17 protein-coding genes are annotated in these 21,945 nt (G+C 34.3%); 7 read left to right on the forward strand and 10 right to left on the reverse strand.

The features are described 5' to 3' along the window. The first annotated feature begins 65 nt into the window (after positions 1-65). From ACE01P_RS16060 to ACE01P_RS16070, 3 genes are all read left to right on the forward strand, one after another. A complete protein-coding gene (locus tag ACE01P_RS16060; RefSeq protein WP_379699751.1) occupies positions 66-1,091 on the forward strand; it encodes an NAD(P)-dependent alcohol dehydrogenase in 1,026 nt (341 codons plus the stop codon). 411 nt (positions 1,092-1,502) lie between these two features. Then, positions 1,503-2,009 carry an acetolactate synthase small subunit gene (gene ilvN / locus ACE01P_RS16065; RefSeq protein WP_379699753.1) on the forward strand — a complete coding sequence of 169 codons (507 nt, stop codon included), beginning with the start codon at positions 1,503-1,505 and terminating at the stop codon, positions 2,007-2,009. Positions 2,010-2,086: 77 nt separating this feature from the next. Beyond that, positions 2,087-3,871, forward strand: a complete 1,785-nt coding sequence (locus tag ACE01P_RS16070) for a mechanosensitive ion channel family protein (RefSeq protein ID WP_379699756.1) — start codon at positions 2,087-2,089, stop codon at positions 3,869-3,871. A 62-nt stretch (positions 3,872-3,933) separates the two neighbouring features. Here the strand turns inward: ACE01P_RS16070 and ACE01P_RS16075 are convergent, their stop codons facing one another. The 6 genes from ACE01P_RS16075 to ACE01P_RS16100 all read right to left on the reverse strand — a co-directional run bounded on the left by ACE01P_RS16075 (position 3,934) and on the right by ACE01P_RS16100 (position 14,191). Continuing rightward, positions 3,934-6,546: a glycoside hydrolase family 3 C-terminal domain-containing protein gene (locus tag ACE01P_RS16075; protein ID WP_379699759.1), complete on the reverse strand. Its 2,613-nt coding sequence runs from the start codon at positions 6,544-6,546 to the stop codon at positions 3,934-3,936. Positions 6,547-6,803: 257 nt separating this feature from the next. Further along, positions 6,804-10,019, reverse strand: a complete 3,216-nt coding sequence (locus ACE01P_RS16080; protein WP_379699761.1) for a TonB-dependent receptor domain-containing protein — start codon at positions 10,017-10,019, stop codon at positions 6,804-6,806. Between the two features lie 300 nt (positions 10,020-10,319). Beyond that, the gene (locus ACE01P_RS16085) at positions 10,320-11,687 is read right to left on the reverse strand and encodes an ATP-binding protein (protein WP_379699764.1); all 1,368 of its coding nucleotides are present in this window, start codon (positions 11,685-11,687) and stop codon (positions 10,320-10,322) included. Beyond that, positions 11,677-12,369 carry a response regulator transcription factor gene (locus tag ACE01P_RS16090; RefSeq protein WP_379699767.1) on the reverse strand — a complete coding sequence of 231 codons (693 nt, stop codon included), beginning with the start codon at positions 12,367-12,369 and terminating at the stop codon, positions 11,677-11,679. The genes ACE01P_RS16085 and ACE01P_RS16090 overlap by 11 nt, the downstream gene beginning before the upstream one ends. Positions 12,370-12,384: 15 nt before the next feature. Continuing rightward, positions 12,385-13,302, reverse strand: a complete 918-nt coding sequence (locus ACE01P_RS16095; RefSeq protein WP_379699769.1) for a bestrophin family protein — start codon at positions 13,300-13,302, stop codon at positions 12,385-12,387. Between the two features lie 103 nt (positions 13,303-13,405). Beyond that, complete coding sequence (locus ACE01P_RS16100) at positions 13,406-14,191, reverse strand: polysaccharide deacetylase family protein (protein WP_379699772.1); 786 nt, start codon at positions 14,189-14,191, stop codon at positions 13,406-13,408. 189 nt (positions 14,192-14,380) lie between these two features. On the opposite strand from ACE01P_RS16100, the gene mprF reads away from it, so the two are divergent. Genes mprF through ACE01P_RS16120 form a run of 4 tightly spaced genes read left to right on the forward strand, consistent with a single transcriptional unit; the run spans position 14,381 to position 19,474 of the window. Beyond that, positions 14,381-17,008: a bifunctional lysylphosphatidylglycerol flippase/synthetase MprF gene (gene mprF / locus ACE01P_RS16105; protein ID WP_379699775.1), complete on the forward strand. Its 2,628-nt coding sequence runs from the start codon at positions 14,381-14,383 to the stop codon at positions 17,006-17,008. Positions 17,009-17,019: 11 nt separating this feature from the next. Next, the gene (locus tag ACE01P_RS16110; RefSeq protein ID WP_379699778.1) at positions 17,020-17,667 is read left to right on the forward strand and encodes a DUF998 domain-containing protein; all 648 of its coding nucleotides are present in this window, start codon (positions 17,020-17,022) and stop codon (positions 17,665-17,667) included. Positions 17,668-17,692: 25 nt separating this feature from the next. After that, complete coding sequence (locus tag ACE01P_RS16115; protein ID WP_379699782.1) at positions 17,693-19,120, forward strand: AcvB/VirJ family lysyl-phosphatidylglycerol hydrolase; 1,428 nt, start codon at positions 17,693-17,695, stop codon at positions 19,118-19,120. Between the two features lie 3 nt (positions 19,121-19,123). Beyond that, the gene (locus ACE01P_RS16120; RefSeq protein WP_379699785.1) at positions 19,124-19,474 is read left to right on the forward strand and encodes a DUF488 domain-containing protein; all 351 of its coding nucleotides are present in this window, start codon (positions 19,124-19,126) and stop codon (positions 19,472-19,474) included. A gap of 9 nt (positions 19,475-19,483) precedes the next feature. Here the strand turns inward: ACE01P_RS16120 and ACE01P_RS16125 are convergent, their stop codons facing one another. From ACE01P_RS16125 to ACE01P_RS16140, 4 genes are read right to left on the reverse strand one after another with little or no spacing between them, the layout of a single operon-like run. Further along, on the reverse strand, positions 19,484-19,981 hold the full coding sequence (locus tag ACE01P_RS16125; protein ID WP_379699788.1) for a 4'-phosphopantetheinyl transferase superfamily protein: 498 nt from the start codon (positions 19,979-19,981) through the stop codon (positions 19,484-19,486). After that, on the reverse strand, positions 19,978-20,232 hold the full coding sequence (locus ACE01P_RS16130; protein WP_379699791.1) for an acyl carrier protein: 255 nt from the start codon (positions 20,230-20,232) through the stop codon (positions 19,978-19,980). The genes ACE01P_RS16125 and ACE01P_RS16130 overlap by 4 nt, the downstream gene beginning before the upstream one ends. A 1-nt stretch (position 20,233) precedes the next feature. Continuing rightward, positions 20,234-21,502, reverse strand: a complete 1,269-nt coding sequence (locus tag ACE01P_RS16135) for a beta-ketoacyl-[acyl-carrier-protein] synthase family protein (protein WP_379699794.1) — start codon at positions 21,500-21,502, stop codon at positions 20,234-20,236. Continuing rightward, positions 21,499-21,936, reverse strand: coding sequence for a 3-hydroxyacyl-ACP dehydratase FabZ family protein (locus ACE01P_RS16140; RefSeq protein WP_379699797.1), 438 nt, complete (start codon positions 21,934-21,936; stop codon positions 21,499-21,501). The genes ACE01P_RS16135 and ACE01P_RS16140 overlap by 4 nt, the downstream gene beginning before the upstream one ends. Between the last annotated feature and the right edge of the window lie 9 nt (positions 21,937-21,945).

The following is a 21,945-nucleotide window of genomic DNA, read 5'->3' on the forward strand; positions in this document are numbered from 1 at the left end:
GTTTAGTAACGAGATAGAAAATACAAAATCGTAAATTAGTAGAATAGTAATCAAAAGTTTATTTTATGAAAGCAGTACGTTTTTTTGGGCACAAAGATGTCCGTGTTGTTAATGATCTTGAAAAACCTATTCCTAAAGGTGATGAAGTTTTATTAAAAATTGGCGGTGCTGGTGTTTGCCACTCAGATCTGCACATTATCGACGAAGGAACTGTTGTGGGGACAGTTTTTACTCTAGGACACGAAAATGCTGGATGGATCGAAGAAATTGGCGAAAATGTAGAAGGATATAAAAAAGGAGATGCCGTTTTAGTTTATGGTCCGTGGGGATGTGGTCATTGCAAACCCTGCCAGCAATCAAAAGAAAATTATTGTGATCATCAATCTGAGCAAGCCTATGGTGGAGGTTTAGGATTAGATGGTGGTATGGCCGATTATATGTTAGTACCATCTTCGAGACTTTTAGTTCCTATTTTTGATTTAGATCCTGTAATTGCAGCTCCCTTGACAGATGCGGCACTTACGCCTTATTCAGCTATAAAACGCTCGCTTCCGAAATTAATGCCAGACGAGTTTGTTGTCGTAATTGGTGTTGGAGGATTAGGCCACGTTGCCTTACAGATATTAAGAGAAATTAGCGGAGCAGCTATTATTGCTTGCGATGTTACCGAAGATAAATTGGCTTTTGCAAAAGAATTAGGCGCTGAGTTCACAATTAATTCTAAAGATGCTGATGCCGCAGAACAAATTCAGAAAATTACAGGAATTAAGAAAGCCAAAGTGGTTATAGATTTTGTTGGTGCAACTTCTACAATAGATTTAGGAACAAAAGTTGTAAGTCTTGATGGAGATCTTACCATTGTTGGTCTTGGCGGCGGACATTATCAATACAGTATGAATGGCTTGCCATTTGGAGTAAGTATGACCAATCCGTATTGGGGATCAAGAACAGAATTGATGGAAGTGGTTGGTTTAGCAAGACAAAAGAAAATCCATATAGAAATTGAAAAACATAAACTAGATGATGCTAACGAAGTTTATGAAAGAATGAGAGAAGGAAAAATAAAAGGTAGAGCCGTTTTGATACCTTAAATTTTAAAAACAGAAAAATCCGTCGCCACAGAGACGGATTTTTTGTTTATTGTAATAATGCTTGCAGATTAAAAAATATCAATATATTTGCGCATCAGATCAAACAAATGAAAAACATCATTAACATCGCTGCAATTATTATCATTATTATCATTCGATAGTAGTGAAGGGATGTTATATAAATAAGTAAAAATACAATTTAGAAAACCTCCCCGCAACGGGAGGTTTTTTTGTTTACAGCAATTATGAAAAATTCAATTCAGAATAGCATTATTATTTCAATTATCATTATTCGTATCACATGACGAGTCAGGATTCTATTGTCTATTCAAAAAAGCCTTTCTCAGTCTAAATGTGAAAGGCTTTTTTATTTCCTCACTTACCTAAAAAAGCATCAATAAAAATTAAACAATGAAAAACGAATTTACTCTTACCATTTATTCAGAAGACCAATTAAGATTAATCACTAAACTGAGCTCAATGTTTATAAGAAAACAAATAGCAATTTTAAGCCTTAATATGTCTATTTGCGAAATTGATAAAATGTACAGACATACGATTGTAGTAAATGAAAGACTGGATACAGTCATAAATTTAGCAGCACAGATAGAGAAAATTATAGAGGTTTTTAAATGTTATTATTCTTCAAATGAAGAAATTGTTTCCAGACAGATTATATTGTTTAAAATTCCAACAGCTACATTTATGAATGACACGAAAATGGAAAGTTTATTTCGTGAAAATAATTTCAAAATTTCAGAGATTCAAAAAGAATATACAATCTTAGAAGCTATAGGAACAGATGAAGAAATAAAAGGTTGGATTGAAAAATTAAATCAATTTGGATTAATAGAATTTATTAAGAGTTCCAAAATCGCCCTTATGAAATCTAGTGAAGGCTTTTGCATAGAAAATTAAAAAAAGCCACCGCAAACAAGTTGTTTTTCTTTGATATTTCTTATTTTTAATAGTCTAAGTTACTAAAGCAAAAAAATATGATTTTAGGTACTAAACGTTTATTCTCTTTTTTACTCTTGATTTTAGTAGTAATGATAACTCCTTGCAAACTAGAAGCACAGCTTTTAGGTGGAGCAAAAACTGCTACTGAAGAACCTGAAAAAGTTCCAGATGATTCATTAGGAAGAAGAACACCGCAAGGAACTGTCAACGGTTTCATCAAAGCAATTGGCGATCAGAATTATCTGCGTGCGAGCCAGTATTTTATGCTTAGTAAACGTTCGTATCGCAAAACATCAGAAAGAATTCGAATAGCCAAAATTTTTCAGCAGTTATTAGATCAGGGAGGAAATTTTTCTCCTTCATCAATTCTTAGCAATAAAGAATTAGGACGTATTGATGATAATTTGGCAACTGGTGTAGATTTGGTTGGAAATATTTCTACAGACAAAATAAACATACAACTTTATCTAGAAAATCAATCCGATGATAGTCAGCCGGCTTTATGGCTTTTTTCTGCGGAAACGATAGAAGCAATTCTTGGAGCTGATGTTAGTGTTGAAAAAACTTTTTTAGATCGGGTATTGCCAAAAGCCTTAAAAGAAAGAAAGTTAGGAAATGTTCCCATTGGACATTGGGCAGTGGTAGTTGTGATGGCGGTAGTTACATATTTGCTTTCTAGACTGATAATCTTTGTTTTTATTTTCCTGCTTCAAAAAATTTGGAAGAAAGCAGATAGCGAAAAAGGTAATGCAGTTATAGATGCTTTTACGCTTCCCGTTCAGATGTATCTGACGGTAATTTTATTTGTGGCCCTTACACAGAAAATGGGGATTTCGATAATTGTTAGACAGCGATTTAGCATCATAATAATCACAATCGGAATTGTAGCTTTTTTAATCCTGCTTTGGCGAATGACCGATTTTGTGAGCATGTTTACAAGAAGCAGAATGACTAATCGCGGACGTGCTTCTGCAGTATCTGCGGTATTGTTTTTAAGTCGTACGATGAAAGCCGCAATTGTCGTTATCGGAATTATTGCCATATTAGGAATTATTGGAGTTGATGTAACTGCTGGGCTTGCAGCTCTGGGAATAGGGGGGATTGCATTGGCTCTAGGAGCACAAAAAACAATAGAAAATTTTGTGGGAAGTGTGAGCCTTATTGCCGATCAGCCGCTTCGTGTTGGCGATTACTGCCGAATTGATGACATAAAAGGAACTGTAGAATCTATCGGAATGCGTTCGACAACACTTCGTACCGCAGCTCGTAGTATTGTAACTATTCCGAATGGTCAGCTTTCTGCTAGTAAAATCGAAAATTATGCACATCGCGACCGATTTATATTCAATCCGATTTTTGGTTTTAGAATGGAAACAACTCCCGATCAGATGCGTTATTTGCTTGTAGAACTTCGATCTTTGCTTTATGCACATCCTGCGGTTCTAAATTCGCCACCAATTGTGCGTTTTACAGGTATAACAGCCGATGCTTTAAAAGTTGAAATTACGTCTTATATTGAAGCTATTAATTTTGAAACATCACAAGAAGTGCAAGAAGATCTTTTGTTGCGAATGTTGGATATTATAGAAAAAAGCGGAACCTCTCTGGCTTATCCTTCGCAGACACTTTACATGACTAGAGATATTCCAGTTTCTAATGAAAAAGCAGAAGAAGTTTCTAAAATAGTTAAAAAATGGAAAGAAAATAACGAATTGCAATTGCCTAAGTTTGATCCGAAAAGGGTAGAAGAACTAAAGGATAGCATTAAATATCCAGATAAAGGAAGTTTTAATCCTAATGATGAAAATACGATGTTTTAAAATAAAAAAAAGAGCGTCAAAAATATTTGGCGCTCGTTTTTTTTAATCAACTTTGATAAAGATTATTTTTCTAATGCTATAGTCTTTCCTGTAAAGTTGATTCTTCCGCTTTGAATGTCATTAGATCCGTCTGGCTGTTTTCCTCCAACGAAAATGGTAAACCAGCCCGGCTCTACAACGCGCTGGTTTTTTTTATTGATCATAGAAAGCTGTCTTGGCGTAATGGTAAAAGTAACGGTTTTTGTTTCTCCTTTTTTAAGATGAATTCGCTCAAAACCTTCTAATTGACAGATTGGGCGTGGAGTAGAAGCTTTTTCATCTTTTATGTACAATTCGGCAACCTCATCGCCGTCGCGATCTCCTGTGTTGGTTACGTCAACAGAAACTTTAAAATCGGTTTCAGAATTTAAAGTTTTTGGGAGCTTTAAATTAGAATATTTGAAATTGGTATAACTCAAACCAAATCCAAAAGGATACAAAGGCGTTTTATGGAAATAACGGTACGTTCTGCCTTCCATATCATAATTTTCAAATTTAGGAAGCTGATCTACAGATTTATAATACGTAACAGGAAGTCTTCCCGCGGGATTATAATCTCCAAAAAGAACATCTGCTATAGCATTTCCGCCTTGCTGACCTGGATAGCCAGCTGTAAGTATTGCAGGAATATTATCATTTGCCCAATTGATAGAAAGCGCGCTTCCGTTAATTAAAACCAATATTACAGGTTTTCCAGTAGCTTTAACCGCTTTCATCAATTCTTCTTGATTAGCTGGAAGATTTAAGCTAGTTCGGTCACCACCGTTGAAACCATCAGCTTCGACTTTCATTTCTTCACCTTCTAAACGTTCATTTAGTCCTAAAACCAAAATTACAGCATCGGCTTGATTCGCAGTTTGTACTGCTTCTTGAACTAAGTCTTCTTGCGGCTCTGCCCAAAGTAATTGCGCAATGGCATCACCATAATAATTTTGGTATTTGATTTCTATTTTATATTTCTTTCCCGCTACTAAATCAATTTTTTGTGGACGAAAACGCGGATGGTGATCGTTTTTACCGCCTGAAGCTTTTCCGTTTTCAATTTGAACCGTCATAAATGGTTTTGACCATTCAGAAATGTTATAAGTTCCCGATTTAGGAACTGTCAAATAACCAGTCCATTTTACGCTATAATTACCCATTTTCAAACGAGGATCTGGAGTGTCAATATCCCAATGAAAATCAACATTATCATCTACACGAGTAAAAAGAGGTTTTCCATTCCATTCGCGATTATCATAATATTCTCCAATTAAACCTTGCGTTCCGTTTTCATTTTGAAAATAAATAGACGGAATAATTTTCATAGCTGGAACTCCTTTGGCTAAATCAGTTCCTTGCGCATATAAAACTTTTGCACTTGGTTCCAATTTGTTTTGAATTCCTTTTAAAACTGTAATTGGATTGCTAGGAAAACCGTTGTAATTTCCCCATAAAGATTGAACATCATCAGCGTTCGGACCAATTACGGCAACTGTTTTTATATCCTTAGAAAGAGGCAATGTATTGTTTTGGTTTTTCAAAAGAACAATACTTTTTTGCGAAGCTATTCGAGCAAGGTAATCGTGTGCTGCATTATTATTGTCAGAATAAGGAATTTGAGCGAAAGGAACGATCTCGTCTGGATCGAACATTCCTAATTTAAATCTTGCTGTAAATAAACGTTTTACTGCGATATCAATATCTGCTTCCGTAATTAATTTGTTTTCTACAGCTTCTTTTAATGATTTAAAACTGCTTCCGCATTCCAAATCCAAACCATTTTTAACAGCTAATGCAGAGGCACTTGCGGCATCTTTGGTAATTTTATGATATTCCCAGATATCGGTTACTGCACCGCAATCTGAAACGATGTAGCCGTTAAATCCCCAGTCATTTCGAAGAATATTAAAAAGAAACGGACTCGCACTAGCCGATTCTCCTCTAAAACGATTGTAAGCGCCCATAATTGAGTAAACGTGACCTTCTTTGACTAAAGTTCTAAAAGCTGGAAGATAGGTTTCGTATAAATCGACATCGCTTGTATTTGCATCAAAATAATGGCGAGACGGTTCTGGACCAGAATGCACTGCATAATGTTTGGCGGTTGCCACAACTTTTAAGTATTTGTCATTTGTGCCTTGAAGTCCTTTCACATAATTAAGTCCCAACTGGCCAGTAAGAAACGGATCTTCTCCGTAGGTTTCATGTCCGCGACCCCAACGAGGATCACGAAAAATATTGATATTTGGCGACCAGAATGTTAATCCTTGATAAATTCCGTGCTGTCCTCTTCTTAAATATTCATGATGTTTGGCACGCGCTTCATCAGAAATTACATTGGCAACATCCAAAACTAATTGGCGATCCCAAGAAGAAGCAATTGAAATAGATTGCGGAAAAACAGTAGCATAACCTGCACGTGCAACGCCATGCAGCGATTCGTTCCACCAATTGTATTCGGGAACTCCTAAGCGATCAATTGCCGGTGCTGAATCCATTAATTGATTGATTTTTTCATCTAATGACATTCTGGAAACTAAATCATTAACACGCTGTTCGGTTGGAAGATTTGGATTTTTGTACGGAAAATTTTCTTGTGCAAAAGCGGTTAAAGCAAGAAAATGTAACGCAATAACTATGGATTTTCTTTTCATAGGTTTTGGTTGGTTTGATTTATTTTTTATTTACTGTTGAATTAAAACAGCAATAACGATTTGGTTTAGTTAGTGTTAAATAAATATACTTATTTCTATTTTAGAAGGAAACAGAAAAGCAAAATAAGTTTCACAGTCTTTTTCAAAAATGTTAGATAATGCTGTTTTTGAAATTTCATCAGATTATAAAAAGGAAAATCTCCCAGTTTCCTAAAGTAGAAACGGGGAGATAATCAAAAATAAAAAAAACACAATTTTTAGAACGAATATCTTACGCCAAGCTGTCCTTGGAATCTAGAAGCTAATTGATCTACAGTATAAGGTGAAGTAGTTGGTTTTTGGAAAGTATAAGTAGGATCGCCTGTTGCAGTTCCTCCTAAGTTTCCAGATTTTGTTAAACCAAGACTTGCTGTTGAATTGTAAGTGTTTGGAACGAAATAACTTCTTCCCCAATCTTTGTTGATAAGGTTTCCGATATTTGCCATGCTGAATGAAATTTGGAAAGTTCCTACTTTAGTAACCTGAATTTCATCCATTAATTTTAAATCTGCTTGAATGTTCCATGGAGTTGTATCACCATTTCTTTGTGTGAATGTTCCTCTACGGCTTTTTAAATAATCATTTCCGTTAATGAACGCTTCATAATCTGCTACTTGTTGTGCTGCTGTTGCAGAAGGAACTCCTGCAGCATTCACTCCAATATATTTCGCTGCTTCTGCCGCGTCTTTAAAGATATAAGCTAAACCTGCTGCTTGTCCAGTTCCTGCAATTGTTGAGTTAACAAATCCCCAAGAAAACGGATTTCCTGATTGTGCATTGAAATAAACGTTAGCAGAAAATGTATTGTTTGGAGCTAATTTTACTCCATAACCAACATTAGAAACAATTCTATGTTTGATGTTAAAGTTAGAAGTTGCCAATTGCGGATTATTTGGAGTCAAAGATTGATTCATCTGGAAGTTACTTTCCATAGAGTTACGAATTCCGTTTGTGATATCACGAGAATCTCCGTAAGTATAAGCCACCATAAAGTTGAAACCGAAATCGTAAGTTTTAGAAATCATTTCTGTAATACTGTAACGGTATCCTTTGTTTGTGTTTGATAACAAATAAGCATTTGAGAAAGCTGAGTTTATGTTTGCAGCATAAATTGGCATTTCGTGTTTCGTATCATAAGAAAAATAAGTTGGATTGTCTGTCTTATTTACTTGTTGGAATTCTAAGTCACGAATTACTTTTGTGTACATACCTTCAAGAGTAAATTTGTATCCGTCAATTGTTTTGTCAAAAGCCAATGAGTTTCTTAAAACTGCTGGCATTTTAAATTTATTGTCAACTAAATCTGCTTGAACTTTTGGCGTAGCATCGTGATAACCGTTAAGTCCGCCAGTTGCTAAAGGATCTCCTGCAGCTGCAACTTGAGCAGCAGTTAAATTGTTTTTGTCATAACTTCCGTATCCAACACCATCATTGTAGTATGCGTAACCTAACCAAGCAAACGGAACTCTTCCTGTAAATACTCCAGATCCACCTCTAATAACAAATGTTTTGTCTTCGTCTACGTTATAAGTAAATCCAATTCTAGGAGAAACTAATGCCGAACTAAAGAAGTTGTTTTTAATTTGATTTAACGGAGTATAAGTATACGTTGTTCCGTAGTTTGGATCTTCAGGAGAGTTTTGAACTTGCTCGCTTAATTTTGGTTTATTGGGTAAATCTGTATAATCGATACGAACACCTGGAACAACTTTTAATTTGTCTCCAATTCTAATTTCGTCCTGAACGTAAGCGCTATACATGTTTATTTTGAATTTAGCGTACGGATTATTGAAGATTTCGTCTCTAGTAGAACCATCAAAAGGATAAGTTCCACGAACACGAGTAGGAAGTTTATTGTAGAAATCTGCAAGAGATTTGTATGAAACTCTTCCGTTAAGCGCATTTACAAAACCATAGTTGATGTCGTAAAACTCATTGTGAGTACCAAATAATAAAGTATGATTTCCTGTTTTATAGGTAAGGTTGTCTGTAATTTCAGTTGTATTTTGCTTCATGTTGAAAACAGTTGCCTCACGATCGTTTCCTAAGAAAATAGTTCCTCCATTGTAACCAATTTCTGTTTGAGGAAACATGAAATTATTTGATTTAGGATCACGATAATCTTTGATTGCTGAGTAGCTTGCAATGAAGGAGTTTGACCATTGGCTATTAAAGTGTGTCTTTAACTCTAAGACTGTACTGATCGCTTGGTTTTTCTGAGTAAAATCCATACTTGCAAATCTAAAGTTTGCAGCATCGCGCTCTAAGTTTGTTGCTTGAGAAATAACCGTATTGTTTCTTAACGAAAGCGAGTTTTTCTCATTGATTTTCCAATCGATTTTATTGAAGAACTTCTGACTTTTAGAAAAGTTATTATAAGAGCCGTAAGTCCCTGGATCAAATCCGTAGTTTGATTTTACGAATTGCGAAATCTGTTCTGCCGTAGCATTATCAACTAAAGAAGTCAATTTTCCGTTAGCATCTGTTGCACCAGCATTATAAAAAACAGGATCTGTTCTTTCTGCGTATTCCATATTAGTAAAGAAGAACAATTTGTCTTTAATAATTGGCAATCCTAATCTAAAACCTACTTGATAATCTCCGAAAGAACTTGGCATTTTAGAACCATCACCAGCATTGTTTGGACCTGTTATAGCTGCACTTCTTCCATAGCTGTAAATAGATCCGCTCACTGTATTTGTTCCGCTTCTTGTTACAGCATTTACGCTTCCTCCTAAAAAGTTTCCTAATTTAATATCGTAAGGAGCAATGTAAACTTGAATATCTTGAATTGCATCTAAACTGATAGAATTCGAACGCGTGCTGCTTCCTGGCATTCCAGAAGTTCCAGATTGTCCTCCTAAAGACGGACTAAATCCGATAGCATCATTATTAATAGAACCGTCAATTGTAACATTGTTGTATCTAAAATTCGTACCAGCAAAAGAGTTGTTAGAACTTTGAGGAACAAGTTTGGTAACATCTTGAATTCCTCTATTGATTAAAGGAAGCGCGTTTACTTGTTTTTCATTAATACTTGTGCCATTGTTTTTAGAAGAAGGCTTAGAACCTGTAATTACGACTTCTTCCAATACATTATTATCTGCTTTTCCAACTACAATTGTCGGTAAATCATTATCGCCAAGATTTAAATAAATATTTGCATTTGAATAATCTTTGGTGTCGCCGCCTTTTATTTCTAATTCGTAAGGACCGCCAGCATTTAAGTTTTCGAAGCTAAAACGACCAGCTTTGTCTGTTGTCGCTCTGTAAACTGCATTTGTAGGTAAATGGGTTAAAGTAACTTCTGCACCTATAACTGCAGCAGTTCCATCATTGACCTTTGCAGACAACGATGAAGTTGTAATCTGGGCAAAAATGCTTCCTGCGGTAAGGAGCATTAAAGCCGAAAAAAAGAGTTTTAGTTTTGTCATGTTGTTTATTAGTTTTTATTCACGACAAATAAACTCTCTTAGTTTTGATTCGATTTAAGGCTTATGTTAACGAAAAATCAAAAAACAATTCTTTGTTAATTTAAGATAACGAAGTTGTTATTTAATGAAAAAACAGCTATCGCTTTAAAATCAAGTACTTTCTCTCAGATCCCATAAAATAAGGCATTAGAGGTAGATTTGAACAAGATTAGAGATAGATTAGATTATTATGTAAATGTTACCAATTGGCAAAAAACAGTTTCTTAGATTAAGAAAAGTGTTTGATTTTTGTTTTAAAAATTACGGAAATAGGAGAGAGAAAACAGTGCCTTTTTCAAGTTCAGATTCAACAGTTAAAGTAATATTATGACGCTTAAGAATCTGCATCGTAATAAAAAGTCCCAATCCTTGGCCTTGAATATGTCTTGTACGATCACTTCTAAAAAATAAATCGAAAATAGATTCAATGTCTTTTTCCGCAATTCCAGAACCTTGGTCTATTATTTTTAAAAGAAGTTTTCCTTGTTGTTCATGCGCGACAACATTAACCTGAGAGGGAAAAGAGAATTTAATCGCATTGTCTATAATATTATACAAAGCAATAAAAAGTAGGTGTTTGTTAGCATTTACAGACAATAAATCTTCATTATTGACAATGGCATCCAAATTAAGTGCAACTTTTACTTCTGGATATTCGATGTTTTTCTTTTCGAGAATATTCCACAGAATTTCATCAATTCTAATAGTCTCCATTTGATCTGGCTCTGAAAGTTCTAAGCCAGACAAAATAAGTAATCCGTCTAAAGTCGATTTTAAATGGAAAGTATCTTTTCGAAGTGATTTTAAAACTTCCTGATATTGTTCGTTGGTTCTAGGCTGTTGTAACGAAACATCGATATCGCCAATAATAAAAGTAAGAGGCGTTTTTAGTTCGTGAGAAGCATTTTTAAGAAAGTTTCGTTGTATGGCAACACCGCTTTCAAGTCTTTCTAAAAGATAATTAAAAGTGGTAATCAGCTCTTTTATTTCATCTTTTCCGCTTGCAGCAGGCATCTCAAGTCTTGAATGAAGGTTTTCTGTTGTAATGGTATTTACTTTCGAAATAACATCTGCAAAAGGTCTGAAAGTTTGTCTCGCTAAAAATCTTCCCAAAAGATAATTTAACGCAATTCCTGCCAGATAAAAAATAGAAAACACAAGGGCAAGCATTTCTAGCTGCTGAATTCCAACATCATCAACTCCAGAAACTACAATAATAAAATCTCCCTGATTGTCTTTATAGTACAAACCACTAAATTGCCTTTGGTCTATTGTAAAATGCAGAATTCGATCCTTAGAAATAGCGTTTAATTTTCGTTCGCTTAATACAACGGGAACATCATCGCTCAAATACAATTTCTTTGTTTTGGCATTGTAAATCCTAATAGATTGATTGGCAATTTTGTTGAATTGCGTTTCTATGTCTTTATAGCTGACACTGTCGATTTTTCTAATTTCGTCTTTTTCAAAATAGAAAAAAGCAGTAATTAAAGCGTTGTCTTCTAGCTTTTCATAATACAAATCTTTTCTATGGCTTTTAAAAAGAAAAAAAGATCCAATAAGAACAAGGCCTAAAATAAAGGCAAACAACAAAGTAGAGTTTCTGGCAAGTTTACTTTTAAGATTCATGAGATTTATCTTTAAGCATATATCCAGTACCTTTTATGGTGTGTATAAGCGGAAAAGGAAAATTCTTGTCGACTTTGTTTCTTAAATAATTAATGTAAACATCAACCGTATTGATGCTCATATCGAGATCCATATCCCAAACGGCTTCTGCAATGGCAATTCGAGACAAAGCAGTTTCTCTGTTTTTCATAAAAAAGATCAAAAGCTTTAATTCTCGAGAAGAAAGATTCAATTCTTTGCCGTCTCTGCTAGCGCTTTGTTCTTTCATATTGATTTTGATTCCAGCATACGACTGAAAATCTAAAACGCCTGAACTAAATTCGGTACGACGAAGCTGTGCATTAATTCGTGCCAAAAGTTCTTCAAACAGAAAAGGTTTTGCCAAATAATCATCGGCTCCTGCTTTTAATCCTCTTACTTTTTCTTGTGGAGTATCTAGCGCACTTAAAATAAGAATCGGAACAATTATTTTTCGATTTCTTAAAACTTCACAAACTTCAAAACCAGAAATATCAGAAAGCATAATATCAAGAATGATAATGTCATAAGAGTTTTCCATTACTTCATTAATGGCATCAAAACCTTTGCTGACATTCTTTACCTGATACAATTGTTCTTCAAGTCCTCTTGTAATAAAAGAAGCAACTCTCGGATCGTCTTCGACTAATAATACTTTATTCATCGTTTTTGAAGTGAATTAGGTAATATAATATTGGTTAGAAGTTTTCTTTTCAATCGTCTTCTGATCGTTTAATTCTAAAAGTGTATTTTCAATCATCAAAGACATGGCATCTAAAGCTAGATCATTCGGTTGAACGCCAAAAGGCTCTTCTAACTCATCTGCAATAGCTTCTAAGGCTACAAAAGTATAAGCAATAAAAACAATTGCAAAAGGCGTGATCCATCCTAATGTTTCTACAAATCCAAACGGAAGTATGAAGCAATAAATATAAACTGTTCTATGCAATAAAACGCTGTAAGTGTATGGAATAGGAGTACTGGCAATTCTTTCGCATCCGCCAATAATATCCGAAATTTTATTTAAGTTTTCTTCGAATGCCAATTGCGCCATTCCGTCAATTTTGCCTTCTTCTTTTGCTTTTTTTACCCATAAACCTAATTCTCTTAAAATGATAATTGGCTTATAGTGAACGTCTTTCAGCTGTTCTTTAAAATCTTGAGGAAGCAGACGATTAAAATCTTCAGTAGCATCGGTATTTCGCAATTGATGTTTTAAAGCATAAACAAGAGCAATCAATAAATTGATAAAGTTCTGACTTCCCGATTTGTTTTCTTTTGTATTTAAAAGCGTAATGCTTTGTCTGGCAAGCGATCTGGTATCGTTTAACAAAGCGCCCCAAAGTTTTCTTCCTTCCCAAAAACGGTCGTAGCTTACATTATTTCGAAAGCCAAGAAATATCGCAAGTGCAATTCCAAACAAAGTAAAAATTGCTGGATTGATATGAAGATTATACTCGAGAAGAAAAGATTTGTAATAGACAATTAAAAAGGAAAACAAAAAGAGTAGAAACAGTCGCGGAAGCAATTGGGGTAAAACAGAACCCTTCCACTCAAAGAGCATTTTAAACCAATTGTCTTTTTTCTTAATAATCATTATGCAAAGTAATATTGATGCATTAAAAGTACTTATAAAGTATTAATTAATTGCAATTTTTTACTGAATAAGTTCCGATATAAATACATAAAATCTAGGAAGATTAAAGCTTTGGCGGAACCAAATTATCCAAATCCGAAAGTTTATAGAATTTAAGATCATTCAGTTTCATGTATTTGCAGATAAACTCTAATGTTTCGATTTTTACCTGATAATTTTCGGTAATGTCTTTCACTGGTTTATGACCGCATAGAAGCAGAATTTTATTATTCTTTTTAGCATAGTCTAGTAATTCTAACACATACGGAATACTGAAATGTATGTGGCTATTATCAATATCAAAAGCAAAAACAATCTTAGAATTATTAAAATAACTGTCTTGTTTTTCTGGAATTTCACCACCAAAAGCTCTGCCTCTAATAATTTTAAACAAAGGAGACAAGGCTTGATCTAATGAATCTGATCTTTCACCATAAGGATAAGCAAACGAAGTAACGTTGAATCCTTTTTTCTTCATGGAAATAATCATCGGATCTATTTCCTGTTTCAAATATTCTTTGACATTATACTTTTGGGTAAACTTCACAGCATTATAATGATGATAACCGTGTCCAGCTATCTCATGGCCATACTTTTGCATTTCTAGCAATGTTTTAATTTCAGGAGCTCCAATAGAATCTATTCGGCAAACATTAAAAGTAGCTTTCCAATCATATTTTCGTAAAGCTTGATCGGCTTCAGACCATTCATCAACATAGGCATCGTCAAAAGATAAAATTACACCGGCTTTGTATACAGGTTTTGCTTCTGGTTTAGATTTTTTGTTTTCGCAGGAAAATAAGGCTAAGAATAGTAAAAACAATACAGATTTTGCAAAAAGTCTCCTCATAGATTTTAGGTTGTTAATGAATTAAAATCAGAATATAATTCAATTCAAATATAAAGAATCTTCTTAATAATTGGTTCTGTAGTTGTTTAAAATATATCTATGTAAACTTATAAGTAATAGATAATTATTGTAAATTTATAGAACTCAAGACATTTATTTTCATTGCCAAAATTATTCTATAATATAAATATGAAAGTACACTCCATTTCTAACCGATTTCTTGGTTTTTTTAAAGAGAAAAAAGGAATCTCTTTTATACGTGAAAATGATAAAATAATTAGACAATCTATCTTTACCATTTTCTTTCTCGGTATCGGAATATGGTTTATCAAACATGAAAATTCGGAACTAAAAGAAGTCAAAAATGTCATTGCCGACGCAAATAGTCTTTGGGTTTTGTGCGGTGTTCTTTTAGCTGTAATTTACATCACTCTGCAAGCCTTAATGTATTACGCTTCTTTCCAGGCGGTGCAAAGTAAAATTGCATTTAAAGATGCTGTGATTCTCTTTTTAAAACGAAATTTTGTTAGTGTTTTCCTGCCTGCGGGCGGAATTTCTTCTTTAGCATTTTTCACAAAACCTATTGAAAAGAAAGGCGTAAAAGCAACTCAAATTCATTTTGCCTCAATCGTTTATGGTTTTGTTGGAATTCTCTCTGTAATTATTGTCGCAATTCCAGCTTTAATTTATTCCTTTTTTCAAGGCACTACGGGTTCTGGCGAATGGTACGCGTTTGCGGCCGTTGCAGGATTAAGTATTCTGTTATACTTCGTTTATGTTTCGGTTTTAAAAAAAGGATTTATTTATAATGCTATAATTCGATTTTTTCCTTCTGCCGAGGTATTTATGGAGGATTTGAGAAATAACAGAATCATAAAAAATAAATTTCTGGTTGTTATTCTTTATTCGACCATTATTGAATTTGTCGGAATAGCACATTTATACGTAGCCATGATTGCTTTAGGATTTGCGCCATCCTTAACCGCGGCAATAATGGGCTATATTATTTCGGTTATATTCTTGATTGTTTCGCCTTTTCTTCGCGGACTCGGAGCGATAGAAATATCAATGAGTTTTATATTGATACAATTTGGTTTTCAGAATGTTAATGCCATAGCCATCACTTTTTTATATCGATTTTTTGAATTCTGGATTCCGCTTTTGGCTGGAGCCGCATTATTTCTGTTTAGCGCTAACAAGCTATTAATGCGTATAATTCCGTCTTTCCTGATTTTTATTTTAGGATTAATCAATATTATTTCTGTTTTAACGCCAGCGATTTCAGAACGTTTGCATGTTTTAGAAAATGTAATTCCGATTTCGGCCATTAAAGTATCCAATTATTTTGTGATAACTGCTGGATTATTCATGCTCGTTAACGCCGCATTTATGCTCAAAGGATTACGAACTGCTTGGTGGTTTTCAGTTTTTCTAACAGGTATTTCGGTTATTGGACATCTTACCAAAGCAATTGATTATGAGGAAGCTGTAATTGCCTTTATTGTTCTAATTAGTTTAATTGTAACTCGAAAAGAATATTATATAAAAAGCAATTCGCACTTGCAGAGTTTAGGCTTAAAAACAGTTTTGATTAGTATTTCAGCCGTTTTAGTCTACGGAATTTTAGGTTTTTATTTCTTAGACAAAAAACATTTTAATATTGATTTCAATTGGCTTCAGTCGATAAAATATACTTTGCAGAATTACTTTTTGATCGGAAGTTCAGATTTAGTGCCTTTAGATCATTTTGCGAGACGTTTTCTTTTATCCATAAACATCTGCGGATTTTTATCTTTAGGCTTTCTGGTTTATGCACTGATTCGTCCGTATACAATTAAAAAAGAAGCCGTTGAAGATGATTTCGTTGCAGCGAATGCTATTCTGAAACAATACGGTTCGTCTTCTTTAGATTATTTTAAAACGTATGATGACAAGACTATTTTTATTGCAGAAAATCAGAAAGCTTTTTTAGCATATCGAGTTGCAGATAATTTTGCGGTTGTATTAGAAAATCCAGTTGCAGAATCGGCTGAAGAAATGAAAAATTGTATAATAGAATTTGATGCGTATTGCTACGAAAACGGATTGAGAAGTATCTATTATCGCGTTTCTGAAGAAAATTTAGATTTGTTTACTTCACTACAAAAAAAGAACTTGTTTATTGGTCAAGAAGGAATTGTCGATTTAGCATCGTTTACATTAGAAGGTGGTGCGAAAAAATCGTTGCGAAATGCGCTAAGCAAAGTCAAAGAAAAAGGTTTTAAAACTACTATTTATGCTCCGCCAATAAAAGATGGTGTGCTTCAAAAAATAAAAGCCGTAAGTGATGAATGGCTCGATAGTACAGGCAGAAACGAGCTCATTTTTTCGCAAGGAAGATTTGATTGGGAAGAACTCAAACAACAAACAATTATTACAGTTGACAATGCTGAAGAAAAAGTTGTTGCTTTCTTAAATATAATTCCTGATTATGCTGAAAATGAAGGAACTTACGATTTAATTCGTAAAACCAACGACGCTCCAAACGGCATCATGGATTTTATTCTTATTGAACTTTTTACGCATTTAAAAGCACAAGGTTGTAAATCTGTCAACCTCGGATTGGCGGCCATGAGCGGAATGGAAGAGGCGAATACTTTTCCAGAAAAATCAATGAAGTTTGCTTACGAAAGAATCAAATTCTTTTCACATTATAAAGGCTTGCGTGATTTTAAGGAAAAATTTTCTCCCGATTGGCACAACAAATATTTGGTGTATTCTCACGATTACGATTTGCTTCAAGCCCCAATTGTGCTCAATAAAGTGGTAAAACCTTAATGTATTTCAGTATGAAAACAAGACAATTATATTGGATAAAAATAGCGGCAATACTTTGTATTTTGACCTGTATTTCTGATTTGATTGTCGTGTTTGTACTAGGAAATTATTATCCAGGATATAATCAGTTCAAGAATACAATGAGTTCTTTAGGAGCCAGTATTAGCCCGGTTTCAGATATAATTTCAATTTGGTGGATTTGTATCGGAATTGTATTTATCTGGTTCGGAGTTATGTTTAAAAAGGCTTTTAATGACAATTCTAAAAACGTAAAATTAGGTTCTCTATTAATTATACTTTACGGTTTAGGAGAAGGAATTGGCTCTGGTTTATTTAAAGCAGATAAAATCGACGGAAAAATGACCGATTCTTTTATGATGCATAGTTCGGCTGGAGGAATTGGTGTTATTGCGGCATTATTGCTTCCTTTAATTTTGCGTAAAGCTGTTATAACACAAAGAAAATCTCAATTTTACAATTTCTCTTGGGCGGTTTTTATTTTCGGACTTATCACAACGATATTATTTACATTTCGTTTTTCTTCAGATCAGAATAATTTTATTTCTCTTTATAAAGGATTATGGCAAAGGCTTTTTCTGCTAAATCTTTATATCTATTTTACAGCACTTTCAGTTATAATGTTAGGCAAAAAAACGTAGTTTTTAATTTAATATTAAAAGAATTATGATGAATAAAATAGCACTAATTTTTCTTTTTGTTTTTTCTAATAGTGTTTTTGCTTCAAGCGCAGACACAATAAAAGTAGGTTCATTTGGAAAAGTCACCATTTACAAACCAAAGACAACGCCAAATGCAGTTGTATTATTCATTTCTGGAGACGGAGGTTGGAATAGTGGAGTAGTGGATATGGCTAAAAATATTGTCGATCAAGGCGCCTTGGTGGCTGGTATTGATATTCAGCATTATTTTAAAAGTATTAAAAAAGAAAAATCGAAATGCTATTATCCAGCTGGAGATTTTGAAGAACTGAGCTTGATTTTACAAAAGAAATTTAAACTAAAAGAATATTTTAAACCCATATTGGTGGGATATTCTTCTGGTGCTACACTGGTTTACGGCATGTTGGCTCAAGCTCCTGCCAATACTTTTAGCGGAGCAATTGCTTTAGGATTTTGTCCAGATATAGAAACAGATAGAACTTTATGTGATGGTTCTGGACTGACTTCTCATGTTTTAAAAGCGGGAAAAGCGTTTTATTTGGAAAAAACAGAAAAACTCACAGCACCTTTTATTGTATTGCAAGGAACGACAGATCAGGTTTGCAATTATGCGGATACCAAAAAATATATGGACGGACTCAAGCTTGGAAAGCTAATTACGCTTCAGAAAGTAGGGCATGGATTTTCGGTTACAAAAAACTGGTTGCCGCAATTTATAGAAGCTTACAAGGAAATTCTGAACACGCCGAATTATGCGAAACAAAAATCAGAGCAAAATTCGTTATTGAAAGAACAGCATTTGGCACCGCTTCCGTTTGATATGCCTTTAACTTTAATTCCGACAAAAAATAAAGACGAAAATCTTCCTATGGCTTTTGTGATTTCAGGCGATGGTGGATGGACAAGTTTTGACCAATCTGTTGGAGAAGCTTTTGCAGAGAAAGGAATCGCAGTTATTGGACTCGACGCTCAGAAATATTTTTGGAATGCTAAAACGCCATCAGAAACTTCGATTTCCATTTCAAAAGCTGTCGAACATTATTTACAGCAATGGAATAAAAAATCGTTTATTCTGGTTGGTTATTCGTTTGGAGCTTCTGTCGTTCCGTTTGCGGTGGCTAATTTTTCAGAAACTTTAAAAGAAAAACTAAAAGGAGTTTATTCGTTATCGCCAGATGTAAAAGCTGATTTTGAAATTCATATTGCCGATATGTTGAGTTTGGAAAGTTCAAATGATAACTATGATGTTATTGCAGAAATCAAGAAAATCAAAGCCTATAATCCGGTTTGTTTTTTTGGGAGTGAAGAAGATCAAGAAACCCGAAAACGTTTTGCAGAAGCAGGTATAAAAACAATGGAAATTCCTGGTTCACATCATTTCAACGATGATTACGCTAGAATAGCAGAAAGTATTTTGAAGGAAATGAAGTAAAAAATGAAAACAATCAATATTAAAAGAGTTTACGATTCTAAAGAAAGTGATGGAACTTATCGCGTTCTGATAGATCGTTTATGGCCACGCGGAATAAAAAAAGTCGATTTGAAAATGGATGAATGGGATAAAGAAATTGCGCCTTCTCCTAAATTACGTATTTGGTTCGATCATAAAAAAGAGCATTTTGAAGAATTCTCTAAATTATATATTGAAGAATTAAAACTGAAAAATGAAGATGTAGAAAGATTAAGAAAAATAGCAGAGAAACAGCCTTTAACTTTGCTATTTGGTGCAAAAGATCATGAAATAAATCATGCTGTTGTTTTGAGAGAATTTCTGCTAAAGAACTAATAAAATTAATTATTGTCTTAGAGTTACACGTTTTTCAAATCGTCCGTGATGACTTATAGAAATAGCCTGAAGTGAATTTGAAGTTTTTAAAAACGGAACTCCATTTTCATCTTTTACAATTTCTTTGGTTTCAACGTCAATAACATTATTTAGATGCTCAAAATGTCTAACTGCAACTGTATAAATACTTTCTGAAGATAATGTAGTTTTGGTGTGATAAATATTTTTATCACAAATCACTTTTCCTAAAGCATTTCTTGAATTCAAAGAATCTAAACAACAAGATAGCTTTTTCGGACTGAATTCTCGTATTTTCGTTTGACGATTATAGATTTTATACGCAGCCTCTTTCATACTCCATAAAAGCCAAACCATGATTTCTGGTTCGGCATGATTTTGTATAAGCAATTGTTCTTCATTCGTAAAAAGCTTTTCAATAAAGCCTTTCCGTTGCCAATTGCTTTCTATGCGTGACTGCGCAAGGTCTATAATGTCATTGCCAATCATTTTTGGGCAAGTTTAGTTTCGATGATTTCTAAAGCCGTTTTTACATCAAGCATTCGCTCCATATCGGCATTGTCGATTACGATATCAAAGTTTTCTTCAAGATCAAGAACAATATCAACCAAATTAGCCGAGTTTATATTCAAATCTTTGATAAAATCGGTTTCTTCCGTTAAATTGTTATAAGCTTCCATGTTCGCAACGAAAGGCTTTATTATTACTTTTAATCTTGCGGTAAGTTCTTGTCTGTCCATTTTAATTTTCGAATTTTTTAAATAATATGCACGCGTTTACATCGCCAAAACCAAAACTGGCTTTTGCAATTATTTTGGGGTTAATTTTAATAGTTTCTAAAAGCACTTTTGACGGATCAATTAGTGCAGTAATTTCAGGATGAAGATCATCACAATTTTTATTTCCAAACAAAAATCCTTTGTGAAGTTGTACTATTGTAGCAACGCTTTCAATACTTCCAGAAGCGCTTAGACAATGTCCAGTTAAGCTTTTCAGCGAATTAATGTACGGAAAATCAGAACCGTTTCTTTCTAGAGCTTTTGTCCAGTTTTCAATTTCTAAACTGTCTTTTGTTGTTGCTGTCAAATGTCCGTTTATCGCATCAATTTCATTCGAATTAATTCCTGCGTTTTCTACAGCAGTTTTAATGCATCTTTGAACGGCTATACTATTTGGAGCCGTCATAGTTCCGCCATCTCGCTGTCCGCCTGAATTGACATTTCCGCCAAGAATTTCAGCATAAATAGTAGCATTACGTTCTAAAGCACTTTCCAAATCTTCAATAACAAAAGCACCGGCACCGCTTCCAGGAACAAAACCTGCTGCAGAAGCACTCATAGGTCTTGAACCTTCTTCGGGATTGTCATTATATTTTGAAGCACAAACACGAAGCGCATCAAATCCGCCCCAAATATACGGACCGCTGTCTGAAGTGCTCCCTGCCAAGATTCGTTTTGCTTGACCAGATTGAATTCGGTCATAAGCCATTAAAATAGCTTCTGTACCCGTTGTACAAGCAGAAGAATTCGTAGTGATCTGATTTCCTAATCCGATTTTACCGCCTAGAAAAGCGCTAACACCGCTATTCATAGTTTGAGCAACAACCGTACTTCCTAATCTTCGAACTTGCAGTTCATCGATTTTATAAATGCTTTCGCGAAATTTATCAATTCCAGAAGTTCCAGCTCCGAAAATGATTCCGCTGTCCCAATCTGGGGTTTCATTAATTGGCAATCCTGCATTATTCCAAGCTTCCAAGCCAGCAATAACGCCATATAAAATTCCCGTACTGTTAAATCCGCGAAGTTCGAGTTCTGTAAAATATTGCGCTTTCAACTCTTCAGATATTTGAGGTTGACCCGCAATCTGACAAGAAAATTGCAATTCTTCCAACTGAGAATCATGACGAATGCCCGAAATGCCGTTTTGCAGCGCATGAGTAAACGCAGGAATTCCAACACCATTTGGCGCTGCAACTCCTAAACCGGTTATTACAACTCGTTTTTTCATAATTTTTTCGTTATCATTCCTGCTAAAACGCCTCGGCAAACTTCTTGTCCTGCTTCGTTTTTCATGACGGCATTACATTTTAATTTTCCAAAACGAAAGAACAATTTCTCTGAAGTTACGGTAACTTTTTCATTCGGATAAACAGGTTTTAAAAACTCCATATCAGCAGAAGTAAAAGCGATTACGGTGTTTTCTCCCAATTCATTTCCCAACAAAAATATTCCCAAACAAACCATTCCAATCTGCGCCATTGTTTCGGTCAAAATAACGCCTGGAGTAACAGGATTATCTTTAAAATGACCTTTATAGAAGTCAAGATTTTCTTTGAAGGTATACGTTCCTGTTACGCCATTTTCATCCGCGTGAAGCAATTCATCTACAAATAAAAAAGGTTCGCTGTAAGGAAGTTGAGCAATAATATCAGTTAATTTCATACGCTTTCA

Origin of the sequence: Flavobacterium sp. HJSW_4 (assembly GCF_042436695.1) — a bacterium.
GTDB lineage: Bacteria > Bacteroidota > Bacteroidia > Flavobacteriales > Flavobacteriaceae > Flavobacterium.